Genomic DNA, 24,614 nt, shown 5'->3' on the forward strand with positions numbered 1-24,614 from the left:
CCTGCGGTGCCCGGCCATTCGTGTGCCGATCGCATGCCTAGGGGGAAGCTTTTTTCATGAACGCGCCTAGGGGGAGGGCTTTTTCGTGAACGACTTCTGGTCCGGCGTCGGTGTCGACCTGCATCTGGAACCCGACTCGGAGGGCGGCCGCCGGGTCGGTCTCGAACGCGCACTCCGGGACGCCGTACGAGACGGCCGACTCGCCCCGGGGACCCGCCTCCCGGCCACCCGCCGCCTCGCGACCGAACTGGGCGTCTCCCGAGGCACCGCGAAGGCGGCCTACGACCAGCTCGTCGCCGAGGGCTACCTGACCGCGCGCCAGGGCTCGGGCACCGAGGTCGCGCGACTGCCCTCCGTCGACGCGGAGGCACCGGGCGCGGCGGCACGCACGCGTGTCCCCCGTTTCGACCTACGGCCCGGCAGCCCCGACGTCGGCACGTTCCCGGCGGCGGCCTGGCTGCGCTCACTGCGCCGCGCGATCGCGACGGCACCCTCCTTGGCGTACGACTACGGGGATCCGCGCGGCCGTATCGAACTGCGCACCGCGCTGTCGGGGTACCTGGGGCGGGCGCGCGGGGTGATCGCGCCGCCGGAGCGGATCGTGATCACGTCCGGCTATGTGCAGGGGCTCGCGCTTCTCACGCACGTGCTCGACGGTTCGAGGGTGGCCATGGAGGACCCGGGGCTGCCGTTCCACCGGGAGGTGGTGCGGCACAACGGCGGGCGCGTGGTGCCCGTACGGGTCGACGAACGGGGCGCCCGCGCCGAGGAGTTGGGGGACGCGGCGGCCGTGGTGGTGACACCGGCCCACCAGTACCCGACCGGCCTGACGCTGCACCCGGAGCGCCGACGGGCGCTGACCGACTGGGCACGCGCGCGCGGAGGCCTGATCGTCGAGGACGACTACGACGGGGAGTTCCGCTACGACCGCCAGCCCGTGGGCGCGCTCCAGGGGATGGCACCGGGCCAGGTCGCGTACCTGGGGACCGCGTCCAAGACGCTCGGACCCGCACTGCGGCTCGGCTGGATGGTGCTGCCGCCGCACCTGGTCGACGCGGTCGCCGACGCCAAGCTGCACAGCGACCACCACACCGAGACCATCGGCCAGTTGGCGCTCGCCGAACTGATCGACAGCCATGCCTACGACCGGCACGTGCGCGCGTGCCGGTTGCGGTACCGGCGCCGCCGGGACCAGCTCCTCGGCCGGCTGGGGGCGCACGCAAACGTTTACGGCATCGCGGCCGGGCTGCACGCGCTGGTGGAGGTCGCCGACGAGGAGGCGGCGCTCGCGCGGGCCGAGGAGGAGGGGCTCGCGGTCGGGCGGCTCGGGGAGCACTGGCACGCGGCGGGAGGCGGCGAGGGGCGGCCTCAGGGGCTTGTGGTGGGGTACGGGACACCCAGGGAGCGGGTGTATCCGGAGGCGCTGGAGGTGTTGGGGCGGGTGCTGGAAGGGGCGTGAGAAGGGGGTGGGGGTTAGGGGTTGGGCTTGGGCGGTCCGGGGCGAGCGTGTTGGATTGGGCCACTGAAAGAGTGAGTGATTGGGCCTCTTGAAGGGCCCAACCTCGTCCTACCGTCGTACACATGACGAACGCACTCGTCCCGCCCGCGGGCCCGCAACGCACCCTCGCACTCGCCCAGTTGACCAACTCGGTCGGTGACGGCGCCTACTACGTGACCTCGGCGCTGTACTTCACCCACGTCGTCGGGCTCGCCCCCGCGCGCGTGGGCCTCGGGCTCACCCTCGCGTGGGCCGTCGGTTCGCTGGTCGGGGTGCCTCCCCCAGTGCCTTAAGGGCCTGGGGGACCCCCAGGCGGCTGGCCGACCGGCGTGGACCGCGCGGTACGGCGGTGCTGCTGGCGCTGGCCACGGGGCTCGCGGTGGCGTCCTTCCTCGTCGTACGGGGATTCGTGCCGTTCGTGATCGCCGCGTGTGCCTACGCGTCCGCGCAGTCGGGGCTCGCTGCGGCCCGGCAGGCGTTGCTGGCGGGGCTGGTGTCCGCCGGGGAGCGGACCGGGCTGCTGGCACACCTCCAGTCGACGCTGAACGCCGGTCTCGCGGTGGGCGCGGGTCTCGGCGGGCTCGCGCTGCGGGCGGGGACGCGGTCGGCGTACCTCGGGGTGTTCGCGCTGGACGCGGTGAGCTTCCTGGTGTGCGCGGGGCTGTTGGTGCGGGGCGTCCAGGTGCGGAAGGCGGGCGGGCTCGGCGTGCTGCGGGACCGGCCGTACGTCGTCGTCACGCTGCTCAACACCGTGCTGCTGCGGATGCCGTTGCTCAGCCTCGGGCTGCCGCTGTGGATCGCGTGGGGGCACCTCCCACGCCCTTTAGGCAGTGGGGGAGGACGGACGCGCCGACCTGGCTGGTGTCCGCGCTGTTCGTGCTCAACACCGGGGCGGTGATGGTCTTCCAGGTGCGCACGGCCCGCGGGATCACGGGGCTCGCGTCGGCCACGCGCGCGGTGCGGCGATCCGGCTGGATCATGCTGGCGGCCTGCGCGGTGTTCGCCCTGTCGGCGGGCGCGTCGCCGTGGGTGGCCGTGGGGGCGCTGGTGGTCGGGGCGGTGCTCCAAGTGGCCGCCGAGATGGGGCAGTCGGCGGGTTCCTGGCAACTCTCCTTCGAGCTGGCGCCTGTTGACCGGGTGGGCGAGTACCAGGGCTTCTTCGGGACCGGTGTCACCGTGGCCAGGACGATGGGTCCCCTGGTGCTGACGTCCCTCCTCCTGGAGTGGGGGACGCCGAGGTGGCTGCTGCTGGGCGGGGCGACGGTCGTGGCGTCGTACGCGATGGGGCCGGCGGTGCGGAGGGCGGCGGGTGCGGGTCGTGAGGCGGGCGAGGAGGCGGGCGATGCGGGTGAGGCGAACAGGCAGCCCGCACTGGCGAGTTGACCAGTACGGGTCCGATCACGCCACCTATGCCGGTGACTGACCGGTATCGGTCCTCTTCAGGTTCAGGCGGCCCACGCCGGCGACTTGACCGGTAGAGAGTCCAGGAACAGCGCGCCCGCCAGGAGCCCCGCACTTCCGCGAGGGCTCCACGCGCGCGTGTGGAGGTCGTTGTCGAAGGCGATCAGGGCTTCCGCGCCCGCCGGCGTCGCCGTGCCGCCCGCCTCCAGGACGCCCCGGGCCCCCGCCTGGACGTGCCGCAGGCCCAACGGGCCCACGGCGTGCAGGAGTTCGGTGTCCTGGAGGGTGGACATCACCGTGAGCAGGGCGTCCAGGCGGGCCTGTGTCTCCGTCGCCCCGGCCGCGCGGGTCGTGGCGAGGGTGTCCAGCGCCCGCCGTACGTGCGGGAATCCGGCCTTCGCCTCGCCCCGCGCACCGGCCGCGCCGTACTTCGCCGAGATCGACGAGCCGCGCGAGGCCTTGCGCGGGGCGCGGCGGTCGGGGTGGGCGGCGATGCGCTTCGCGGTCGCGGCGACGTCCTTGGCCCCCGCGTGGGGGTCCAGGGCGGCCGCCGCGACCAGGAGGCCCAGCGCCCACAGGGCGCCGCGGTGGCCGCCGCCCGCGAGCGCCACGGAGTGCTCCGTGCAGCGGCCGATCGCGCCGAGTTCCGCGCGGAGCACGGGAGTTGGCTCGCCGGTGCGGCGGGCGGCGGCCGCCATCGCCGCGAGGCCGGGTGTCAGCGCCTTGGCGGACCAGCGCAGGGCGCAGTGGTCCACGCGGGTCGTACGGGCGGCCAGGTCGCGCGGGTCGGGCAGGCCCGGCTTGGGAGCCAGCGCCAGTTGCCCGGTGAGCGCGTCCACGGCGGCCCGCGCCAGTGCCTCGTCCTCGCGGCTCTGCATCGTCGTACCTTACGAGGAGGCGGAGGCCGAAGGGGAGGGGCTGTCGCTGGGCGGAGTGCCCGTCGGGGCGTCGCTCGGGGGCGTACCGCCTCCGCCGCTGCCGACGCCCGTGCTCTCGGCATCCGGGTCGACGCCGAGGGTCAGTGAGCCCTTGTAGCCCTTGGACGGGTCCTTCTTGTGTACGGCCTTGAGGGTGAGCAGGCCGCTGGCGGCGCCACCGCCGTCGTAGACCATGTCGTCGGCGAGGACGGTGTACGAGCCCGTGTGCTTGGCATACGGGTCGAGGGTGAAGATCTCCTCGGCTACGTCGTCGGCGAAGAACAGTTGGCCGGTGTAGTTGACCTTGCCGCCCTCGTAGGTGCCGTCCTCCTTCTCACCGCCGGTGTGCACCTTGACGTGGATGTGGCAGGTGCGGGGCGTGTACCAGCCCGGGAAGATCGTCTCGAACTTGACGACCCCGTTGGCGTTGGCCACCTGGTAACCCCGCAGGTAGGTGAGGTCGTTGGCGGAGTCGCCCTCCTCGCTCTCCGCGGGGGCCGAGCCGCCGGGGTTGGCGGTGGTGTAGCCGGAGTAGTAGCCCCAGGCGTCGCAGTGCCAGATCTCCACGGCCGCGCCCTTGACCGGCGTGCAGCCGTCCGTGGCGTCGACGACCGTCAGCCGCAGGGTGAGCGGGACGCCCGCCTTGCCCTCGGTGATGTCCTTGCGCACCAAGGCACCGTCGAGGTAGTAGGGGCCCTCCGTGACGCTCGTCATCAGCGTCATGCACTCACTGCTGGTCGAACTGGCCGAGGCCGTCGCGTCCGCGTCGGTCGTCGTGTCGGCGGTGTCGGCGAACGCCGACTGGAACCCGGCGGCGACCAGCCCGCCGGCCGCGACCGTCCCGCCGGTCACCGCGAGAGCGCGGCGCCGGCTGATGGTTCTGTCCTTGTGGTTTCCCGTCATGATCACGAAGCTATGGACGGCAGCCGTCAGGGGCATGAGCATGCGCTGTGCGCAAGGTAAGAATGCTCAGAAAGCTGAAGCCGGCGGGAACCTCCCGGCTACACCGCCATCAACGGCGCGTCCTTCCGCCACTTCAGGATCTTGTCGAAGCTCACCACCGCGCCGCCCACGCCCGGCTTGTTGCCGATGTGGACGTGGTCGGCGAGTTCCTGGATGAGGCACAGGCCGCGGCCGTTCTCGGCCTCGCTCGGGGCCGGGCGGACGGACTGCGTGCGGGCGAAACCGGGGCCCGAGTCCGCGACTTCGATACGACACTTCTCGCCGTCGAGGTACGCGGTGACCCGGTACGCCTCCGTGGGCGCGCCGTGCGCGGTGTCGCCGCCGTGCTCGACGGCGTTGGCGCACGCCTCGCTCAGGGCGACGGAGAGGTCGTAGGAGATGTCCGGGTCGACGCCCGCGGTCTCCATCGTGCCGAGGAACAGTCGCCGGGCGAGTGGCACGCTCGCGGCCTCGCGCCTCAGATGGAGTGACCACCAGATGCTCATGCTCCAGCCTCCCGGCCGCGGCTCGACATAGTGATACCTATTGCCGCCAGTGCCCCTGTGTAAGCACGGAGTTGACGTGATGCCGCCCATATGGGCGATGCGTCCCAAACGTAATTGGTGTATCCGGAGGTAGCTCACGCCGGAGAGTGATCTTTGTGAGCTACGACACACTATGGTCCCGATGTTGCGGACCTGCCGTATGGCGGCAATAAGGCCGGTGCGATGATGAGCCCGCCATGACTGCCCCCCACCCATGTACGGCGCGCTCCGGAGGTGAACTCCGGGTCCTGAGGGCCGCGGTGTTCGCCGCGGTCTGTGTCGTGCTGGCCGCGGCCGGTCACGCCATCGCCTCCTGCGCCACCGTTCCGCTGTGGACAGTGGGCGCGGGCTTCCTCGCGACCTTCCTCGTCGTGGCGCCGCTCGCCGGGCGGGCGCGCTCGCTGCCGGGGATCGTGGTGCCGCTCGCGGTCGGACAGACCGTGCTGCACACGCTGTTCGGGCTCGGGCAGAGCACGGGTACGTCGGCCACCGGCACCTTGTCGACCTCCGACGCCACGCTCGTCGCGCGCGCCGCACATCTCCTGTGCGGGACCACCGCCGCGGGGATCAGCCCGGCGCAGGCCCACCAGATCCTCACCGACGCGCGGCTGTTGCCGGCCTCGGGCGCGATGGGTTCGACCGGCTCGATGAGCTCCATGGGGTCGATGCATCACCCGGCGGACTCCATGTCCGCCTCCGCCGGCTCCTCAATGTCGCTGTTCCCGTCCCTGTCCATGCTGCTCGGTCACGTCCTCGCGGCGCTCGCCGCGGGCTGGCTGCTGCGGCGCGGGGACCTGACGCTGCTGCGCCTGATGGAACTCTCGGCGCATGGAGCCGCGGAAGGGGCGCTCGTACGGTCCCTGCGCGGGGCCCTCGCCCTGGTGCGCGCCCTGCGGGCCGGGCTGCCGGGGGCGCCCGAGGCGGGCCCGCGTCCGCGTCGTAGCGCCGTCTTCGCGCCGCCCGCGCCGCACACCGCCGCGCTCCAGCACTCGGTGATCCGCCGCGGCCCGCCGGTCGCCGCCGCACACTCCCTCGCCGCCTGACGCGACGCGACCACCGACCCGCACTCCCTTCTGTGCGTGAAGAGGCCGCCGTCGTGCGGCACACGCGCGTGCCTGTGTTCTCCCGCCGGGAAACCCCGATGCACCTGGGACACCACGCGCCCCTCTTCACCACCGGAACTCACTCGAACTCGAAGTGGAGTGCTCCTTTCCATGAAGACCATGCCGTCCATCAAGACCTCTCGTATCGCCGCCGCCGCTGCCGTCGCCGGCTCGGCCGTGCTCGTCCTGTCCTCGCCCGCCTTCGCGCACGTCTCCGTGCAACCGGAGGGCGCGGCCGTCAAGGGCGGCTACGCGGTCGTCGACTTCAAGGTCCCGAACGAGCGTGACGACGCCTCGACCACCAAGCTGGAAGTCACCTTCCCGACCGAGCACCCGCTGGCCTCCGTGATGCCGGAGCCGATCAGCGGCTGGACCGTCAAGGTCACCAAGTCGAAGCTGGCCAAGCCCGCCGAGATGCACGGCGAGACGATCACCGAGGCCGTCACCAAGGTCACCTGGACCGCGACCGGCAAGGGCGTCGAGCCGGGCTACTTCCAGAAGTTCCCGGTCTCTGTCGGCATGCTGCCCACGGACGCCGACCAGCTCGTCTTCAAGGCGCTGCAGACGTACTCCGACAAGGATGTCGTGCGCTGGATCGAGGTGCAGAAGGACGGCGAGGAGGAGCCCGAGAACCCGGCTCCGACGCTCACCCTGACTTCCGCCTCCGCCTCGGGCGCGACCGCTGAGGACGCCTCCGACAAGACCGAGACCACCGCTTCCGACTCCACCTCGTCGTCCGCCGACTCTTCCGACACCACCGCCCGCGTCCTCGGCGTGGTCGGCATCGCCGTCGGCGCGGCGGGCGTGGCGTACGGCGTTCTCGCCGGCCGACGGCGTACGACCGTCTGAGGCCCGTTCACTCATGGCGCGCACAGGGGTCCGTGCGACTCTTGCGTACGACCCCGGTGCGCGCCGGAGCTCTCACAACTGGGACATTTCTCTATGCGCAAGAAGACGTTCGCGGCGGCCGTTCTGCTCGCCGCCGCCACCCTGACGCTCTCCGCCTGCGGGAGCGGCGACGACAGCCAGAGCCCCGTCTCCGTGGTCTCCGAGGACACCGCGACGAAGGCCGCCACCGTCCTCGACACCCCGTTCGAGAAGCCGGACCTGGTCCTCACGGACACGCACGGCAAGAAGTACGACCTCCGCGCGGAGTCCAAGAACCGGCCGACGCTGATCTACTTCGGCTACACCCACTGCCCCGACATCTGCCCGCTGACGATGAACAACATCGCCGTCGCCAAGAAGTCGCTGTCCAAGGCCGAGCAGGACAAGCTGCTGGTCGTGTTCGTCACCACCGACCCGGCGCGGGACACCCCGTCGGAACTCGGCAAGTGGCTCAAGGGCATCGACACCCAGTTCGTCGGCCTGACCGGCAACTTCGCCACCATCCAGGCCGGCGCCCGCACCATGGGCATCTCCATCGAGCCGACCACGAAGGACAAGAACGGCAAGCTGGTCTCCGTCCACGGCACCCAGGTCGTCGCGTTCTCCCCGAAGACCAACGGCGGTTACCTGCTCTACGACCAGGACGCCACCGTCGACGACTACACCAAGGACCTCCCCAAGATCATCAAGGGGGAGAACCCGTGAGGCAGTTCGCCGTACCCGTCGCGGTGCTGACCGGCGCGCTGGTCCTCACCGGCTGCGGCTCGGACGACGCCAAGGCCCAGCTCTCCGTCAGCTCCGCCTATATGCCCCAGCCCGTCTCGGACATGGCGGCGGGCTTCCTGGACATCGCCAACAAGGGCGGTGCGAAGGACGAGTTGACCTCCGTGACCAGCGACCTCGGCCCGGTCTCCGTGCACGAGACGGTCGGCCAGGCGATGGAGGAGGTGAAGTCCCTCGCTGTGCCCGCACACGGTCAACTCGTGTTCAAGAGCGGGGGCAACCACCTGATGTTCGACAAGCTGAAGCACACCCTGAAGCAGGGCGACAGCGTGACCGTGAAGCTGCACTTTGCCAAGTCCGGCCCTCTCACGGTTGAGATGCCCGTGAAGTCGGCGACGTACAACCCCACGACCGGGCACTGAGGGAGGGACCCCACCTTGAAGACGACCATCACCCCCCGCGTCCGCAATCTGGTGCTGCTGCTCCTGGCCGTCACCGGCATGCTCTTCGCCGGGGCGGGTACCGCCTCCGCGCACGCCGCGCTGACCGGCAGCGACCCCAGTTCGGGGGTGGTGGTCGACAAGGCTCCGACGCAGATCTCGCTCACCTTCTCCGAGAAGGTGGCGACGAACAACGACTCGCTGCGCGTGCTCGACCCGAAGGGCAAACGCGTCGACGTCGGCAAACCGTCCAACGTCAGCGGTACGACGTACGCCATCCAGGTCCGCAGCGGCCTGCCCGACGGCACGTACACGGTGGCCTGGCAGGTCGTGTCGGCCGACAGCCACCCGGTCGCCGGCGCCTTCACCTTCTCCGTCGGCGCCCCCTCCAAGACCACCGTCTCGGTCTCCGACCAGGACGTGGGCGGCGGGCTCGTCGGCGGGCTGTACGGCTTCGGGCGCTACATGTCGTACGCCGGTTTCATCGTCATGGTGGGCGGCGCCGCCTTCATCCTGGCGTGCTGGCAGCGGGGCGCCGGGGTGCGCGCGCTGCAGCGGCTGGTCGTCTCCGGCTGGTTCTCGCTGACCGCGGCCACGCTGTGGCTGCTGCTCCTGCGCGGCTCGTACACGACCAGCGGGAAGTTCGGCGACATCTTCGACCTGAACCTCCTCGGGCAGGTCCTCCAGACCAAGACGGGCGCGGCGCTCGTCTCCCGGCTGCTGCTGCTCGCCGCCGCCGCGCTGTTCATCGCCGTGCTCTTCGGCGCGTACGCCCGCCCGTCTCCCACCACCACCCTGCCTGACGGCGCTTCGCGCCGACTGCCTGATTCAAGCGAGGACGAGGAGAAGCGGGACCTCACCTTCGGTCTCGCGATCGGCGGCGGTGTGGTCGCCTCGGGGCTCGCCGCGAGCTGGGCGCTGGCCGAGCACGCCTCGACCGGGCTCCAGCCGGGCATCGCGATGCCCGTGGACGTCGTCCACCTGCTGGCCGTCGCGATCTGGCTCGGCGGCCTGTCCGCCCTCCTCGTCGCGCTGTACCGGGCGCCCGCCGACAACCTGGTCGGGCGGACGGCCGTACAGAACTTCTCGCGCATCGCCTTCGGCAGCGTCCTCGCGCTCGTCGCGACCGGCATCTACCAGTCCTGGCGCCAGCTCGGCTCCTGGTCGGCGTTCACCGACACCGGCTACGGCCAGCTGCTGCTCGTGAAGATCGGCCTCGTGGCGCTGCTCGTCGGCATCGCGTCGATCTCGCGGCGCTGGACGGCACGGCTGGCGGAGACGGCCGAGGCGAGCGCGACAGTCGTCGAAGAGCGCGCGCCGGAGAAGGAGAAGGCGCACGCCAGCGCGTCCACGAAGACCGCCGACTCCAACGCTACGACGTCCGCCGCGGCCAGTGCCTCCAGCGCTACGACCGCCGCCAAGGCCGGTGTCGCCGACGCCACCGCGTCTGCCGAGGCCGACTCCGAGGTGGCCGCCTCCACCAAGGGCGCCGATTCCGAGGGGCCCGGCGACTCCAAGCGCGCCACCCAACTCGCCCGCCAGCAGACCGCCGTGGACACCGCGCGGCAGAAGCGACTGCGGGACGCCGACCCGATCCGCTTCGGACTGCGCCGCTCGGTGCTCGCCGAGGCCGCCGTCGCCGTCGTCGTCCTCGCCGTCACCACGGCCCTGACGACCACCGAACCGGGCCGCACGGAGGAGGACGCCAAGGCGGCCAAGGCATCGTCCTCGTCCGCGGCCACATCGTCCTCCGGCGCGCTGACCCTGGACATGTCCTTCGACACCGGAGGCACGGACGGCAAGGGTGTCATCAGGCTCGACCTCGACCCCGCGCGTGTGGGCGGCAACGAGATGCACGTCTATGTGCAGCGCCCCAACGGCCGGGCCTTCGACGTCCCCGAGGTGAAGGTCGCCTTCACCCTCGCCGCGAAGAAGATCGGCCCGCTGCCCGTGACGCCCGACCGCATCGCCACCGGGCACTGGGCCGCGAACGGAATCCAGATCCCCATGGCGGGCGACTGGAAGATCTCGGTGACCGTGCGGACCTCCGACATCGACCAGACGACCGTCGACAAGAACGCGCAGATCGGCTGAACCACGCCATGCCTGACCAGTCCATTCCCGAGGCCCGGACCGTAGAGGCACCTCCCGGGGAGGCCGTTTCCGAAAACGCCTCCCCAGGGGAGGGCATTTCCCGCCGACGACTCCTCGGTACGGCCGGTGCCACCGGGCTCGTGCTCGGTGCGGCGGGCGGAGCCGTGGGGTACGCGTCCTCGCCCGCCGGGGCCACACCGCTGACCTCGCTGGGCGAGGACATGGCAATGTTTCACGGGAAACATCAGCCGGGCATCACCGAGGGCCTCCAGGCGCGTGGCCATCTCGTCGCCTTCGACCTGGCGGCGGGCGCGAGCCGCAAGGAGGCGGCGGCCCTGCTGCGCCGCTGGTCGACGACCGCCCAGCGGCTGATGGCGGGCGAGGCGGCGGCGCAGGACGACACGGAGGTCGCCCGGGACGCGGGGCCCTCGTCGCTGACGATCACCTTCGGCTTCGGTAACTCCTTCTTCTCCCGTACGGGACTGGAGAAGCAGCGCCCCGCCTCCCTCGACCCGCTCCCCGACTTCTCCTCCGACCACCTCGACAAGGCGCGCAGCAACGGCGACCTGTGGGTGCAGATCGGCGCCAATGACGCGCTGGTCGCCTTCCACGCCCTGCGCACGATCCAGAAGGACGCGGGCAGCGCGGCCAAGGTCCGCTGGCAGATGAACGGCTTCAACCGGACGCCGGGTGCCACGGCCCACAAGATGACGGCCCGCAATCTGATGGGCCAGCTCGACGGCACCCGCAACCCCAAGCCGACCGAGTCCGACTTCGACAAGCGGATCTTCGTGCCGGCGTCCGGTTCGAGCGACCCGGCGTGGATGGCGAACGGCTCCTACGCCGTCGTACGCCGTATCCGCATGCTCCTCGACGACTGGGAGAAGCTCTCGACCGGCGCCCAGGAGAACGTCGTCGGGCGCCGCAAGTCCAATGGCGCGGCCCTGTCCGGGGGCGGTGAGACGACCGCGATGGACCTGGAGAAGACCGACGCGAAGGGCGCTCTGGTCGTCCCCATCAACGCGCACGCCCGGATCGCCCGGCCCGACCAGAACGGGGGCGCGGCGATGCTCCGGCGCCCCTTCTCGTACCACGACGGCATCGCCGCCGACGGCACCCCGGACGCCGGGCTGCTCTTCGTGTGCTGGCAGGCGGACCCGTTGCGCGGCTTCGTCACCGTGCAGCGGAAACTCGACCGCGGTGATGCCCTGTCGACGTACATCCGCCACGAGGCGAGCGGTCTGTTCGCGGTGCCGGGCGGGGCGGCGGAGGGCGAGTACGTGGGGCAGCGGTTGCTGGAGGGGTGAGCGTGTCGCCCTATGGAGTGGCCGGTCCAGGAAGCGTGCTTCGGGTTCCGCAAGGCCCATTAGGGTGAGGTCATGCCAGCCAGCTACGCGTATCTCGGCCCTGAGGGCACCTTCACCGAAGTCGCCCTGCGGACGCTTCCCGAGGCGGCCACCCGGGAGTTGATCCCGTACGTGTCGGTGCAGTCCGCCCTGGACGCCGTGCGCACCGGCGAGGCCGAGGCCGCGTTCGTGCCGATCGAGAACTCCGTCGAGGGCGGCATCACCACCACCCTGGACGAGCTGGTCGCGGGCGCCCCGCTGATGATCTACCGCGAGGTGCTGCTGTCGATCACCTTCGCGCTGCTGGTCAGGCCTGGCACGAAGATCTCCGACATCAAGACGGTCTCCGCGCACCCCGCCGCCCAGCCGCAGGTCCGCAACTGGATGAAGGCGAACCTCCCGGACGCCCTGTGGGAGTCGGCGGCCTCGAACGCGGACGCCGCCCGGCTGGTCCAGGAAGGCCAGTACGACGCCGCGTTCGCCGGTGAGTTCGCCGCCGCCCGGTACGGTCTCGAAGCGCTGGAGACCGAGATCCACGACGCGGAGAACGCGCAGACCCGGTTCGTGCTGGTGGGCAGGCCCGCCCGCCCGGCGGCCCCGACCGGCGCGGACAAGACGTCGGTCGTGATCTGGCAGCGCGACGACCACCCCGGCGGACTGCGCGACCTGCTGGGCGAGTTCGCCACCCGGGGCATCAACATGATGCTGCTGCAGTCCCGCCCGACCGGCGCCGGCATCGGCAACTACTGCTTCTGCATCGACGCCGAGGGGCACATCTCCGACCGCCGGGTCGCCGAGGCGCTGAGCGGGCTCAAGCGGATCTGTCTGCAGGTGCGCTTCCTGGGTTCGTACCCGCGCGCGGACGTCCGCGTGGACGGGGTGCGGCCGCTGTTCCCGGGGACCTCGGACGAGGAGTTCCTGGCGGCGGCCGACTGGGTCACGCACTGCCAGGACGGCCGTTTCTGACCGGTGGTACCTGTGTAGCGTCCCGGTACTACCTGCGTATCTTCGTTATCCACAGAAGTTATCCACAGGTCCGCTTCTCGACCTGGGGACAAGTCGACAACGAAGTGCGATCCAGTCGACAAATCTCCCTACAGGCCATCGATGCGTCCACCGGCACGTAGGTCACTCTTCGTCCACCTGTTTCCTTCGGGCAATCCTATGGAGCGACGCATTTCCACCCGAAAGTGAGCAGGAAGCGCGTTTGGGACAGGAATCGCCCGGCTCGCGAAACCTTTTGGAAATGATCATTTCCAGTGTCCACAGATCTTTCGCACACCCTGTGGATAACTCTTCCGGGATGTGGATTCCTGTGGACAACCGCGGCCTCAAGTCCCGTTTCCCACAAGGGATTCGAGTCAACAGGCCGCCTCGCGGCTGCCCCCATCCAGGGAGCGGGACGCCTTTTCATTGACACGTCCAGACGCACAGGAACACTCTTCGCAAATACCCCATAACTATATGTAAGCCGCAGTTTGAAATACGGAGTCGTGAGCCGGAACCCGGCACCGGTAGCCTGTTCCGCGTGATTGACCTTCGCCTGCTTCGTGAGGACCCCGACCGTGTGCGCGCGTCCCAGCGCGCCCGTGGAGAGGACGTCGCGCTCGTCGACGCTCTCCTGTCCGCCGACGAGCGGCGCAGGTCGTCCGGCGTCCGCTTCGACGAGCTGCGTTCCGAGCAGAAGGCGCTCGGCAAGCTCATCCCCAAGGCCTCCGGCGACGAGAAGGCCGAGCTGCTCAAGAAGACGGGCCAGCTCGCCGCCGACGTCAAGGCGGCCGACGCCGAGCAGCACGAGGCGGACGAGGAGACCAAGCGCCTCGCGCTCCAGCTCGGCAACCTCGTGCACCCCGATGTGCCCGTGGGCGGCGAGGAGGACTTCGTCGTCCTGGAGACGCACGGCACGATCCGCGACTTCGCCGCCGAGGGCTTCGAGCCCAAGGACCACCTGGAACTCGGCGAGGCGCTGGGCGCCATCGACGTCGAGCGCGGCGCCAAGGTCTCCGGCTCGCGCTTCTACTACCTCACCGGCGTCGGCGCCCTCCTGGAGCTGGCGCTCGTCAACGCGGCGATCGCGCAGGCCACGGAGGCCGGCTTCATCCCGATGCTGACCCCGGCGCTGGTCCGCCCGCGCGCCATGGAGGGCACCGGCTTCCTCGGCCAGGCCGCGGAGAACGTGTACCACCTGGAGAAGGACGACTTCTATCTGGTCGGCACCTCCGAGGTCCCCCTCGCCGCGTACCACATGGACGAGATCCTCGACGCGGACAAGCTGCCGCTGCGCTACGCGGGCTTCTCCCCGTGCTTCCGCCGCGAGGCCGGCACGTACGGCAAGGACACGCGTGGCATCTTCCGCGTGCACCAGTTCGACAAGGTCGAGATGTTCTCGTACGTCCTCCCCGAGGACGCGGAGAACGAGCACCAGCGGCTCCTGGACTGGGAGAAGCAGTGGCTCACCGCCCTCGAACTGCCCTTCCAGGTCATCGACGTGGCCTCGGGCGACCTCGGCTCGTCGGCGTCCCGCAAGTTCGACTGCGAGGCGTGGATCCCGACCCAGGGCAAGTACCGCGAGCTGACCTCGGCCTCCAACTGCGACAGCTTCCAGGCCCGACGGCTCTCCGTACGCCTGCGCGACGGCAAGAAGGTGCAGCCGCTGGCCACACTCAACGGCACGCTGTGCGCCGTACCGCGCACGATCGTGGCGATCCTGGAGAACCACCAGCTGCCCGACGGTTCCGTGCGTGTGCCCGACGTACTGCGTCCGTACCTGGGCGGCCGTGAGTTCCTGACGCCGGTCGCCAAGTGACCACTGCGCCTCCCTCTGGGGGGTTCCCGTACCGACTGATCGCGACCGACCTCGACGGAACGCTCCTGCGCTCCGACGAGTCGATCTCGTCGCGCACGCGTGACGCCCTCGCCGCGGCCACCGCGGCGGGTGCGGCGCACATCGTCGTCACCGGCCGCGCGGTCCCCTGGACCCGGCACATCCTCGACGACCTCGGCTACGAGGGCCTCGCGGTCTGCGGCCAGGGCGCCCAGGTCTACGACGCCGGCGAGCACCGCCTGCTGACCTCGGTCACCCTGGACCGCCAACTCGCCGGGGTGGCACTCGCCAAGATCGAGGCGGAGGTCGGCCCGCTGTTCCTGGCGGCGAGCCGGGACGGCCTGGACGGTGAGGTGCTGGTCGGCGACGGGTACGCGGTCACGGGCACGCTGCCGTCGACGCCCCTCTCGGACGTGTCCGAGCTGTGGGCTGCGCCGCTGAACAAGATCTACATCCAGCACCCGACCCTCACGGACGACCAGCTCGCCGAGGCGGCGCAGCTGGCCGCGGGCGGTTTCGTCTCGGTCGCGATGGCGGGTGAGGGCATCGTCGAACTGCTCCCGCTGGGCCTGACCAAGGCGACCGGTCTGTCCCTGGCCGCCCGCCGCCTGGGCCTGAAGTCCGCCGACACGATCGCCTTCGGCGACATGCCCAACGACATCGCGATGTTCGCCTGGGCGTCCCACAGCGTGGCGATGGCCAACGCGCATGAGGAGCTCAAGACTGTTGCGGACGAGGTGACGTCTTCGAATGAGGAGGACGGGATCGCGGTGGTGTTGGAGCGACTGCTGGGTTGAGGTTGTCGTGTGGCTGCGGGTCGGTGGGGGCTGGTCGCGCAGTTCCTCGCGCCCCTTGGGTGGGCATGCTCGCCGTGGGCTTCATCTGCAGCCCAGTCTCAGTGACAACGTCTTGCGGAGGATGCACGGATCGAACGTGCGCGGGCTTTCCAGCCCGACCATGGCTTAGCAAGCCAGTGCCTTACCACTCGGCCAATCCTCCGGGAGGGCGGCCCACGCGATAATGAGTCGCGTGCTCGAAGCGGCCGCCCCGGGCAGCTCCCCGTGGTGGGCGACTCGACGGAGGGTAACTACTCCGGAGACCGCCGCGGGCTGCCCTGAAGGGAGTTGGACGTACTGTCGTGCATCGACATCGTCCAGCTCCTCTCCCAGTCAGTGGCGCCGGCTGATCCGGCGTCGACACAACAACTGTGCCTGTACGCCGAGTTGGGCGCCACCGAATAAAAGGGCAGCCGCGTGACGCCTACCGCCGCCGCCACTTACGCCGCCGCGCCTTGCTGAAGAACCACCCCGCGGGCGGCTCGTCAGAGCGCCACGGCTGCGGCTCCGGCGACTCCGCGCGCCAGCGCGCCGCGAGCATCCGGGCCCGGGCGGACGGCTCGGCCGTCTCGGCGGAGCGTATGAAGTCGTCGTCCAGGACCAGCTTGTCCCAGCCGTCCCCGGACTCGGCCTGACCGCCGCCGTACGTCGCCTCTCCGGCCATCCCCGTTCCTCCCAGCCGTCCGTGCCGTCCGTCCCGTTTGCCCAGTGTGCCCGGACAGAGATGAAGCCCCCGTCAAGATCAGGACCTGTCATTCCTCGCCGGCGAGCTTCAGCGAGCGCAGCTTCTGTCCGGCGAACCAGGTGGCTCCCGCGGTGACCGCGACGAGGAACACCGTGGCCGTGGTCAGTCCGACGTCCGAGGTGACCAGCTCTCCGCCGGCGACCTTGTGGGCGACGGCGAGGGACCACTGCTGGACGCTCAGCGTGCGGGCGCCGGCGACCAGGGAGCCGAACAGGGCTTCCCAGACGAGGGCGTAGACGAGTCCGAAGACCACCGCGTGCCGGGAGACCGTGCCGAGCAGCAGGAAGAGTGCCGCGTAGGCGATGGAGGCGACCAGTGCGGCCACCGTGTAGGCGACGGCGATCTGCTGGCCGTTGCCGTTGAGGATGAAGCCGGCGATCAGCATGGGGACCGCCGAGAACACCATGGTGACGGCGATCGCCACGATCAGCTTGGTGAAGATGATCGTGGGCCGCTTCAGCGGCTTGGACAGCAGGTACACCACGGAGCCGTCGTCGATCTCCGGCCCGATCGCGCCGGTGCCGGCGATGACGCCGATGATCGGCACCATCGTGGCGAGGCCGAGCCCGCCCAGGACGTCGACCGCGGTCTGGTCGTCGGCGCCGGTGAGGCCGCGTACCACCACGGAGATCGCGATCAGCAGGAAGGGCAGGGCGCCCAGGATGAGGGCCCGGCGCCGGCCGAGCAGGGCCCGGTAGGTGAGTCGGGCGACTGTGGGATCGTACATCTCTTGGCCTCCTACGCCGCGACGAGATACGAGAAGACGGACTCGAGGGACTCGTCCGACGGCGAGACCGTGAGCAGCCGGATGCCGTGGTCCTTGGCCACCCGGGGCAGCAGGGCCGTGAACCGGCCGAAGTCGACGGCCTGGATGCGCAGCGCGTCCTCGGCCAGGTCGACCTCGATGCCGGATGTCGACGGGTCGGCGATCAGCGCGGCCGCGAGGGCACGGTCGTCGCTGGAGCGGACCAGGTAGCGGTGCGGGCGGTCGGTCATCAGGCGGCGGATCTTGCGGAAGTCACCGCTGGCCGCGTGCCGTCCGGCCACAACTACCTCGATGTGCCAGGCGAGTTGCTCGACCTCTTCGAGGATGTGGGACGAGAACAGCACCGTGCGGCCCTCGTCGCCCATCCGCCGCAGCAGGTCCATGAGTTGCATGCGCTGGCGTGGGTCCATGCCGTTGAAGGGCTCGTCGAGCAGAAGCAGCGAGGGATCGTGGACCAGGGCGGACGCCATCTTCACGCGCTGACGCATGCCCTTGGAGTACGTCGAGATCTTGCGGTCCTGCGCGTACTCCATCTCGACCGTGGCCAGGGCTTTTTGGGCGGCCTTGGCGCCGAGGCCGTGCAACTCGGCGTTGGCTACGACGAATTCGCGTCCGGTGAGGAAGTCGTACATCGCCTCGCGCTCGGGGACGATGCCGATGTACTTGTAGATCTGTTCGTTGCGCCAGACCTGCTGGCCGTCGAGGGTGACGGTGCCGGTGGAGGGGGCGAGGAAGCCGCCCATCATGTTGATGAGGGTGGACTTTCCGGCGCCGTTGGGGCCGAGCAGTCCGGTGACTCCGGGGCCGACGTTCATGGTGATGTCGTTGACGGCGACCACGTTGCCGAACCAGCGGGAGACATGGTCGATGGAGAGCGTGGTCACAGGCCCACCTTCCGGTAGCGGCGGATCAGGAGGCCGTAGGTCGCGGCGATGAGGCCCAGGACGGCGAGGATGTAGACGACGCCTTCCGCGTGGCTGGGGCCGACGCCTCCGGGGAACGCCGAACTCGCGCCCAGGAAGGCCGACTGCAGGCCGTCGATGAGCGTGACGGGCGAGAAGAGGCCGATCCAGGGGATGGCGTTCGTGGAGTTCTGCGCGTCGGCGATCGCCTGGAGGGTGGAGACCGCGCCGGAGGAGATGGTCAGTACGGCGATGATGGCGGCGATGCCGAAGCCGCGGCGCGGGGTGACGGCGGCGATGACCAGGCCGATGCCGGCGAAGAGCAGCGAGAGGAGCGTCACGGAGACGAGTCCCTGGGCGAAGCCCTTGGTCTGGTCGGCGAAGTCCAGCTTGGCCAACAGGGCGCCTACGTAGAGCACGATCAGCGGGGCCCCGGTCAGGATGAGCATGGCCGAGGCCAGGGCCGCGAACTTGGCCCGCACGTAGTCGGCGGTCTCGATCGGCCGTGAGAAGTACAGCGGTACGGTCTTGAAGCGCAGGTCGCGCGAGACCGACTGGGGTGCCTGCGAGGCGACGTACAGGCCGATGACGGCCTGCATGATGATCGCGTAGCGCGTGTAGTCGACGGGCAGGTCCTTGGCCTTCGTGGCGACCGCGACGGCCACCATGATGGCCGCGGGCACGCACATGACCACGAACAGCAGCATCGGCAGGACCTTGGACTTCACCGAACGGCCGAGGCCGTAGGAGCCGCGCAGGGACATCGAGTAGAGGGAGCGGCGGGCGTAGGCGCGGCCCAGGCGGGGGCCGTTGTAGTTGCGGTAGCCGATGTTGTGGATACGGGTCTGGTCGCCCGGCTGGGGGACCAGGGGCTGGTCAATTGCCATGGCCTACGGCCTCCTTCCGCTCTGCGTCGCTGCCGGTGCTGGTGCTGGTGTCGGTGTCGGTGAAGACCTCGGAGATGTGGTGCCTGCGCTGCTCCATGCGCACCAGTCCCAGGCCGAGGTCCGCGATCACGTCCCGGATCACGTCGTACGTCTCCTCGCCCGTGGCCGTCAGAAGGAGGACATGGCCCGCGCCCGGGAGGCCGCTGCTGTCGTGGGTGTCCACCCCGCGCGCGTGGAGCGCGTCGCGCACCGCGCGGGTGCCGTCCGGGTGGTCGTCGGTGTCGGTGACCTCGATGGCCAGGGTGGTCGTGATCTGGGTGAAGTCCGTGGTGGAGCTGGAGCGCAGGAGCTTGCCGCCGTCGACCACGATGACGTGGTCGCAGGTGCGCTCCAGCTCGCCCAGCAGGTGCGAGGTCACCAGCACCGAGATGCCGAAGTCCGTGTGGATGCGGCGGATGAGGCCGAGCATCTCGTCGCGGCCGACCGGGTCGAGGCCGTTGGTCGGCTCGTCCAGGAAGACCAGTTGGGGGTCGTGGACGAGGGCCTGCGCGAGCTTGACGCGCTGCTTCATGCCCGTCGAGTAGCCGCCGATGGGGCGGTAGCGCTCCTCGTACAGACCGACATGGCGCAGGGTGTCCGCGGTGCGCTCGCGGGCCGCGGTGGGCGGCAGGCCGGACATGCGCGCCATGTGGACGACGAACTCGGTGGCCGAGACGTCGGGCGGCAGACAGTCGTGCTCCGGCATGTACCCGACGCGCTCGCGGATGTCGGCACCCTTGGTGGCGACATCGAGGCCGAGCACTTCGGCTCGGCCCTCGGAGGCGGGGGACAGACCCAGCAGGATCTTGATCAAGGTCGACTTGCCGGCTCCGTTGGCACCGACGAGCCCCGTCACACCGGGGCCGACGTCCACGGAGAGCCGGTCAAGCGCGGTCACCCGCGGGAACCGCTTGCTCAGGCTTTCGGTCGCGATCACAGTCACGTCTACGAAGGTAGTGACGCGGACCACTGCGGTCGTCACCCCGCAGAGCTGTCCTCGCGTCAGACTCCAGACGTACGGGTCCGTAGGGGATGCCCCTACTTGAGAGCTACACGACCGGCCCTCGCGGTTATCCACAGGTAGAGATCACGCCTATTGACGCAGCCTCTAACAACTGTCACATTCACGAGTGTCAAGTTACGAGCACGTACCGCAGTCGGTGTGGACAGGTGGGGCGGTGGCATGACTACGGCGGTGACACGCGAACTCTCCGCGGAACTGCGGGGGTTCAGGAAGGTCCAGCGGCTGGCGTACGAATGCGCCGAAGCCGTCGCGGCCCGGCTGGAGCCCGGGGTGACCGAGCGGGACGCGGCGCGGATGCAGCGGTCGTGGCTGCGCGCGCGGGGTGTGCGGGACTGGTTCCATCTGCCCTTCGCCTGGTTCGGCGACCGCACGGCGTTCACGGACTTCCGGGTGCCGCTCCAGTTCTTCCCCACGGGCCGCCGGCTGGAGCCCGGGATGCCGTTCATCCTGGACATGGCCCCGGTGTACAAGGGCTTCACGGCCGACATCGGCTACTCGGGCTCCCTGGGCGCCAATCCGGTGCAGGACCGGCTGATGGCCGACCTGGAGGCGCACCGCGCGCTGCTCCTGCGCGAGGTGCGCGAGCGGCGCCCGCTGCGCGAGATCTACGAGGACGTGGACCGCCTCATGGTCCGCCAGGGCTACGCCAACCGGCACCGCGCGTACCCCTTCGGCGTGATCGCGCACAAGATCGACCGGGTCGCCGAACGCCCTTGGTCCCCGCGGCTGTTCGGGTTCGGCACCCAGGCCCTGAAGGGTCTCGCGAGCGACGCGCTGCACGGCCACCGCGACGGCTGGTCCCCGCTCTGGTCGCCGTACCGCTTCTCCGACCATCCCCCGCACCCGGGCCTGTGGGCGGTCGAACCGCATCTCGGATTCCGGGGCACGGGCGCCAAGTTCGAGGAGATCCTCGTCGTCACCGACTCCAAGGACCCCGAACAGAGCGCCTTCTGGCTCGACGACGATCTGCCGCACGTGCGGCGCTGGGCGGAGGACAAGTGACGCTTGAGGGTGCGCGCGAGCGCTGGGTGCGGACGGGTGGAGTCGAGCTGTGCGTGGCCGAGTTGGGGGACCCCTCGCGCCCCACGGTCATCCTGGTGCACGGCTATCCCGACACCAAGGAGGTGTGGTCCGAGGTCGCGTCCCGGCTCGCGGACCGCTTCCACGTCGTGCTCTACGACGTCCGGGGCCACGGCCGGTCCACGGCCCCGCAGCCGCTGCGGGGCGGGTTCACCCTGGAGAAGCTCACGGACGACTTCCTGGCGGTCGCGGACGCGGTCAGCCCGGACCGGCCGGTGCACCTCGTAGGGCACGACTGGGGCTCGGTGCAGTCCTGGGAGTTCGTCACCGTAGAGCGCACGGTGGGCCGGATCGCCTCCTTCACGTCGATGTCCGGGCCGTCCCTGGACCACTTCGGGCACTGGATCAACAAGCGCCTGACCCGGCCCACCCCGCGCCGCGTCGGCCAACTCCTCGGCCAGGGCGCCAAGTCCTGGTACGTGTACCTGCTGCACACGCCCGTGCTGCCCGAACTCGCCTGGCGCGGCCCCCTGGGCAAGCGCTGGCCGAAGATCCTGGAGCGCGTCGAGAAGATCCCGCGCGGCGACTATCCGACCTCGTCACTGCCCCAGGACGCGGCCAACGGCGCCTGGCTGTACCGGGACAACGTGCGGGCAAGGCTGCGCAGGCCACGCCCGGATGCCTACGCGCACGCGCCCGTGCAGCTCGTCACGCCCCTGGGGGACGCGTTTCTGTCGGAGCGGCTCTACGACGAGCTGGAGCTGTGGGCACCGGGGGCGGTGCGCCACACGCTCCAGGCCAAGCACTGGATCCCCCGTACGCGACCCGATCAACTGGCGTCCTGGATCACGGAGTTCGTGACCACCCATGAGGGCGAGCGCCCCAGGTCGACACCGGCGACCGGCAAGTACGTCCAGCGGTTCGGCGGGCAGCTCGTGCTGGTCACGGGCGCGGGCAGCGGCATCGGGCGGGCCACGGCGTTCGCGTTCGCCGAGTCCGGCGCGCGCGTGGTGGCCGTCGACCGGGACCCGGAGAGCGCGGCCCGCACCGCCGAACTGGCCCGGCTGATCGGCGCCCCCGAGGCCTGGGCGGAGACGGTCGACGTCTCCGACGAGCAGGCCATGGAGAAGCTCGCCGCGAAGGTCGCCGCCGAGTACGGCGTGGTCGACGTCCTGGTGAACAACGCCGGAATCGGACTCTCCGGTTCCTTCTTCGACACCACCCCGGAGGACTGGAAGAAGGTCCTGGACGTCAACCTGTGGGGCGTGATCCACGGCTGCCGCCTCTTCGGGAAACAGATGGCCGACCGCGGCCAGGGCGGCCACATCGTCAACACGGCGTCGGCGGCGGCGTTCCAGCCCTCCAAGGCACTGCCCGCCTACAGCACCTCCAAGGCGGCGGTACTGATGCTCAGCGAGTGCCTGCGCGCGGAACTCTCCGGCCAGGGGATCGGCGTCTCGGCGATATGCCCGGGCCTCGTCAACACCAACATCACCTCGACCGCGCACTTCGCCGGGGTCGACGCCGCCGAGGAGAAACGGCGCCAGAAGAAGTCGGCGCGGCTCTACGGGCTGCGCAACTACCCGCCGGAGAAGGTCGCCGACGCGATCCTGCGGGCCGTCGTCCGCAACCAGGCCGTCGTGCCCGTCACCCCGGAGGCGCGCGGCGCCCATCTGATGTCCCGGTTCGCCCCGCGCGCGTTGCGGGCGCTGGCGCGGCTGGAGCCGCCGCTGTGACCTCCGCGCACGAACACCACACGATCGCCCCGCGCCGGGTCTCCTTCGACTGGTCGCACACGCCCCTGCACTGGATACCGGACGAGCCGACCGCCACGCATGTCCTCAACGTCCTGCATCTGCTGCTGCCGGCGGGGGAGCGGTGGTTCGTCAAGGTCCTCAAGGAGGGACTTCCGCTGGTCAAGGACCCCCAACTCCGCGCGGACGTCAAGGGGTTCATGGGCCAGGAGGCCACGCACAGCGTCCAGCACGCGCAGGTGCTGGACCAGCTCACGGCCCAGCGGTTCGACACCGGGGACTTCACCCGGCACGTCGACTTCCTCTTCGAACGGCTCCTCGGCGAACGCCCGCCGCTCGGCGCGCCGGTGCCGGAGCGGGAGTGGCTGCGGTTCCGGCTGGCGGTCGTCGCGGCGATCGAGCAGTTCACGGCGGTGCTGGGCGACTGGATCCTGACCGCGGAGGGCCTCGACCGGGCCGGCGCCGACGCGATCATGCTGGACCTGCTGCGCTGGCACGGCGCGGAGGAGGTCGAACACCGCGCGGTCGCCTTCGACATGTTCCAGCACTGCGGCGGCCACGGCCTCCCCCGCTACGCCCGCCGTCTCACCGGCATGGCGGTGACCGCACCCGTGATGCTCTCCCTGTGGGCCTGGGGCACGGCCTACTTGATACGCCACGACCCCCAACTCGCGGGCCACGTCCGCTACTCGCTCACCGAGCACAACAGGGCCGTACGAAAAGGCCTGTTGCCCACCTGGCGGTCACTCGGCGCGGCCGTCCCCCGCTACCTGCGGCGCTCGTACCATCCGTCGCGGGAGGGGTCGTTGAGCAGGGCGGTCGAGTACCTGAGTAGGTCACCGGCGGCTCGGGCGGGGGCCGCATGAACTCCGGTTCGGGTTCGGGTTCGGGTTCGGGTTCGGGTTCGAGTTCGGGTTCGGGTTCGAGTTCGGGTTCCGGCCAGGTTGCCTACCGCATCGAAGACCTCGCGCATCTCACCGGCGCCACCGTCCGCACCATCCGTGCCTACCAGGACCGCGGCCTCCTCCCCCGCCCCGAGCGGCGGGGCCGGGCCAATGTCTACGCCGATGTCCATCTCGCCCGGCTCCGGCAGATCGCGGACCTTCTCGATCGCGGCTACGGGCTGGCCTCCATCAAGGAGTTGCTGGATGCCTGGGACGCGGGCCGGGGCCTTGGCGGGGTGCTCGGGCTGGTCGCCGAGGTGGACGGGCCGTGGAGCGACGAGGAGGCGGTCCGGATCTCGCGCGCCGAGTTGGAGCAGCGCTTCGGCGGCAGCCCGGACGACGCGGCAATCGCCGAGGCCGTCGAACTCGGCGTACTGGAGCCGGTACCCGGAGACCCCGACTCCTTCCTCGTGCCGAGCCCCCAAGAGCTGGCGGTGGCCGTCGAGTTGTACGCATCGGGGGTACCGCTCCCCGCGATCTCGTCCCACCTACGGGAGTTGAGGGTCCAGGTCGAGCACATCGCCTCCCGTTTCCTGGAGTTCACCACCGAGCACGTCTTCGCCCGCTACCTCGACGGATCACACCGTCCGACCGACACGGACGCGACCGAAGCGGCCTCGCTCGTACGACGACTGCGGCCCCTCGCGCAGCAGACCGTGGACGCCGAACTCGCCCGCGCGATGCGGCTGTTCGCCAATCGGTCGCTCCGCCGGCACCTCGGCGCGGTGGAACCTTCGCAGTCGGCGTCATCGTCACGTTCCGTGGCCGTGCCCGAGACGACAATGCGGGCTGTGGAAGGGTTGGTTGGGCCGGAGAAGGCGGGCGAGTTCATCGCGTTGGCGGCCGAACGGGAGCTGCGGGCAAGGGCGTTGGATGCGCTCATGCCAAGTAGTGCGCCCCCAGCTGATCTTGACGAACAGGTGTGACATGTCAGGGAGTTGTCCACAGAAACGCCAATTCCCCTGTGGATAACTAC

25 protein-coding genes and 1 tRNA gene are annotated in these 24,614 nt (G+C 70.3%); 17 read left to right on the forward strand and 9 right to left on the reverse strand.

The window, feature by feature from the left end; all coding sequences use genetic code 11:
• The first annotated feature begins 85 nt into the window (after nt 1–85).
• The 4 genes from pdxR to SPR02S_RS66050 all read left to right on the forward strand — a co-directional run bounded on the left by pdxR (nt 86) and on the right by SPR02S_RS66050 (nt 2,881).
• Nucleotides 86–1,459, forward strand: a complete 1,374-nt coding sequence (pdxR, locus tag SPR02S_RS00970; protein ID WP_019055060.1) for a MocR-like pyridoxine biosynthesis transcription factor PdxR — start codon at nt 86–88, stop codon at nt 1,457–1,459.
• A gap of 122 nt (nt 1,460–1,581) precedes the next feature.
• Nucleotides 1,582–1,791, forward strand: a complete 210-nt coding sequence (locus tag SPR02S_RS66040; protein WP_373283235.1) for a hypothetical protein — start codon at nt 1,582–1,584, stop codon at nt 1,789–1,791.
• A gap of 56 nt (nt 1,792–1,847) precedes the next feature.
• Complete coding sequence (locus SPR02S_RS66045; RefSeq protein WP_373283236.1) at nt 1,848–2,396, forward strand: hypothetical protein; 549 nt, start codon at nt 1,848–1,850, stop codon at nt 2,394–2,396.
• Nucleotides 2,360–2,881 carry an MFS transporter gene (locus SPR02S_RS66050; protein WP_373283237.1) on the forward strand — a complete coding sequence of 174 codons (522 nt, stop codon included), beginning with the start codon at nt 2,360–2,362 and terminating at the stop codon, nt 2,879–2,881. Before SPR02S_RS66045 ends, SPR02S_RS66050 begins: the two co-directional genes overlap by 37 nt.
• 62 nt (nt 2,882–2,943) lie before the next feature.
• Here SPR02S_RS66050 and SPR02S_RS00980 read toward each other — a convergent pair whose 3' ends face one another.
• The 3 genes from SPR02S_RS00980 to SPR02S_RS00990 form a co-directional block, all read right to left on the reverse strand.
• Nucleotides 2,944–3,777 (reverse strand): triphosphoribosyl-dephospho-CoA synthase, encoded by an 834-nt coding sequence (locus SPR02S_RS00980; protein WP_019055061.1) that lies wholly within the window; start codon nt 3,775–3,777, stop codon nt 2,944–2,946.
• 9 nt (nt 3,778–3,786) lie between these two features.
• Nucleotides 3,787–4,719, reverse strand: coding sequence for an intradiol ring-cleavage dioxygenase (locus SPR02S_RS00985; protein WP_174447510.1), 933 nt, complete (start codon nt 4,717–4,719; stop codon nt 3,787–3,789).
• A 98-nt stretch (nt 4,720–4,817) separates the two neighbouring features.
• The gene (locus SPR02S_RS00990) at nt 4,818–5,264 is read right to left on the reverse strand and encodes an ATP-binding protein (RefSeq protein WP_019055063.1); all 447 of its coding nucleotides are present in this window, start codon (nt 5,262–5,264) and stop codon (nt 4,818–4,820) included.
• 236 nt (nt 5,265–5,500) lie between these two features.
• Here SPR02S_RS00990 and SPR02S_RS00995 point away from each other — a divergent pair, with 236 nt between their 5' ends.
• The 9 genes from SPR02S_RS00995 (at nt 5,501) to SPR02S_RS01035 (ending at nt 15,518) form a co-directional block, all read left to right on the forward strand.
• Nucleotides 5,501–6,346, forward strand: coding sequence for a hypothetical protein (locus SPR02S_RS00995; protein ID WP_026150095.1), 846 nt, complete (start codon nt 5,501–5,503; stop codon nt 6,344–6,346).
• 171 nt (nt 6,347–6,517) lie between these two features.
• A complete protein-coding gene (locus SPR02S_RS01000) occupies nt 6,518–7,255 on the forward strand; it encodes a YcnI family copper-binding membrane protein (protein ID WP_019055065.1) in 738 nt (245 codons plus the stop codon).
• 93 nt (nt 7,256–7,348) lie between these two features.
• Complete coding sequence (locus SPR02S_RS01005) at nt 7,349–7,999, forward strand: SCO family protein (RefSeq protein ID WP_019055066.1); 651 nt, start codon at nt 7,349–7,351, stop codon at nt 7,997–7,999.
• On the forward strand, nt 7,996–8,439 hold the full coding sequence (locus SPR02S_RS01010) for a copper chaperone PCu(A)C (protein ID WP_019055067.1): 444 nt from the start codon (nt 7,996–7,998) through the stop codon (nt 8,437–8,439). The genes SPR02S_RS01005 and SPR02S_RS01010 overlap by 4 nt, the downstream gene beginning before the upstream one ends.
• Before the next feature lie 15 nt (nt 8,440–8,454).
• Nucleotides 8,455–10,551, forward strand: a complete 2,097-nt coding sequence (locus SPR02S_RS01015; RefSeq protein WP_019055068.1) for a copper resistance CopC/CopD family protein — start codon at nt 8,455–8,457, stop codon at nt 10,549–10,551.
• An 8-nt stretch (nt 10,552–10,559) separates the two neighbouring features.
• Complete coding sequence (gene efeB, locus SPR02S_RS01020; RefSeq protein ID WP_026150097.1) at nt 10,560–11,858, forward strand: iron uptake transporter deferrochelatase/peroxidase subunit; 1,299 nt, start codon at nt 10,560–10,562, stop codon at nt 11,856–11,858.
• 72 nt (nt 11,859–11,930) lie between these two features.
• Nucleotides 11,931–12,863, forward strand: coding sequence for a prephenate dehydratase (pheA, locus tag SPR02S_RS01025; RefSeq protein ID WP_019055070.1), 933 nt, complete (start codon nt 11,931–11,933; stop codon nt 12,861–12,863).
• A gap of 562 nt (nt 12,864–13,425) precedes the next feature.
• The gene (gene serS, locus SPR02S_RS01030) at nt 13,426–14,703 is read left to right on the forward strand and encodes a serine--tRNA ligase (protein ID WP_026150098.1); all 1,278 of its coding nucleotides are present in this window, start codon (nt 13,426–13,428) and stop codon (nt 14,701–14,703) included.
• Nucleotides 14,700–15,518, forward strand: coding sequence for an HAD family hydrolase (locus SPR02S_RS01035; protein ID WP_019055072.1), 819 nt, complete (start codon nt 14,700–14,702; stop codon nt 15,516–15,518). The genes serS and SPR02S_RS01035 overlap by 4 nt, the downstream gene beginning before the upstream one ends.
• Before the next feature lie 115 nt (nt 15,519–15,633).
• On the opposite strand, the gene SPR02S_RS01040 is transcribed toward SPR02S_RS01035, so the two are convergent.
• From SPR02S_RS01040 to SPR02S_RS01070, 6 genes are all read right to left on the reverse strand, one after another.
• Nucleotides 15,634–15,720 (reverse strand) — tRNA-Ser (locus SPR02S_RS01040).
• A gap of 261 nt (nt 15,721–15,981) precedes the next feature.
• Nucleotides 15,982–16,221, reverse strand: a complete 240-nt coding sequence (locus SPR02S_RS01050) for an SGM_3592 family protein (RefSeq protein ID WP_019055074.1) — start codon at nt 16,219–16,221, stop codon at nt 15,982–15,984.
• Between the two features lie 88 nt (nt 16,222–16,309).
• Nucleotides 16,310–17,029 (reverse strand): ABC transporter permease, encoded by a 720-nt coding sequence (locus SPR02S_RS01055; RefSeq protein WP_019055075.1) that lies wholly within the window; start codon nt 17,027–17,029, stop codon nt 16,310–16,312.
• An 11-nt stretch (nt 17,030–17,040) separates the two neighbouring features.
• Nucleotides 17,041–17,952, reverse strand: a complete 912-nt coding sequence (locus SPR02S_RS01060; RefSeq protein WP_019055076.1) for an ABC transporter ATP-binding protein — start codon at nt 17,950–17,952, stop codon at nt 17,041–17,043.
• Complete coding sequence (locus tag SPR02S_RS01065) at nt 17,949–18,857, reverse strand: ABC transporter permease subunit (RefSeq protein ID WP_019055077.1); 909 nt, start codon at nt 18,855–18,857, stop codon at nt 17,949–17,951. The genes SPR02S_RS01060 and SPR02S_RS01065 overlap by 4 nt, the downstream gene beginning before the upstream one ends.
• On the reverse strand, nt 18,847–19,833 hold the full coding sequence (locus tag SPR02S_RS01070) for an ABC transporter ATP-binding protein (RefSeq protein WP_026150099.1): 987 nt from the start codon (nt 19,831–19,833) through the stop codon (nt 18,847–18,849). The genes SPR02S_RS01065 and SPR02S_RS01070 overlap by 11 nt, the downstream gene beginning before the upstream one ends.
• Nucleotides 19,834–20,079: 246 nt before the next feature.
• Here SPR02S_RS01070 and SPR02S_RS01075 point away from each other — a divergent pair, with 246 nt between their 5' ends.
• The 4 genes from SPR02S_RS01075 to SPR02S_RS01090 are packed head-to-tail and all read left to right on the forward strand — an operon-like array spanning nt 20,080 to nt 24,564.
• Complete coding sequence (locus SPR02S_RS01075; RefSeq protein ID WP_019055079.1) at nt 20,080–20,922, forward strand: M24 family metallopeptidase; 843 nt, start codon at nt 20,080–20,082, stop codon at nt 20,920–20,922.
• Nucleotides 20,919–22,676 carry an SDR family oxidoreductase gene (locus tag SPR02S_RS01080; protein ID WP_019055080.1) on the forward strand — a complete coding sequence of 586 codons (1,758 nt, stop codon included), beginning with the start codon at nt 20,919–20,921 and terminating at the stop codon, nt 22,674–22,676. The genes SPR02S_RS01075 and SPR02S_RS01080 overlap by 4 nt, the downstream gene beginning before the upstream one ends.
• A complete protein-coding gene (locus SPR02S_RS01085; RefSeq protein WP_019055081.1) occupies nt 22,673–23,560 on the forward strand; it encodes a metal-dependent hydrolase in 888 nt (295 codons plus the stop codon). Before SPR02S_RS01080 ends, SPR02S_RS01085 begins: the two co-directional genes overlap by 4 nt.
• On the forward strand, nt 23,557–24,564 hold the full coding sequence (locus tag SPR02S_RS01090) for a MerR family transcriptional regulator (protein ID WP_019055082.1): 1,008 nt from the start codon (nt 23,557–23,559) through the stop codon (nt 24,562–24,564). Before SPR02S_RS01085 ends, SPR02S_RS01090 begins: the two co-directional genes overlap by 4 nt.
• The last annotated feature ends 50 nt before the right edge of the window (nt 24,565–24,614 follow it).

The organism is Streptomyces prunicolor NBRC 13075 (assembly GCF_000367365.1).
In the GTDB taxonomy this organism is placed as follows: domain Bacteria; phylum Actinomycetota; class Actinomycetes; order Streptomycetales; family Streptomycetaceae; genus Streptomyces; species Streptomyces prunicolor.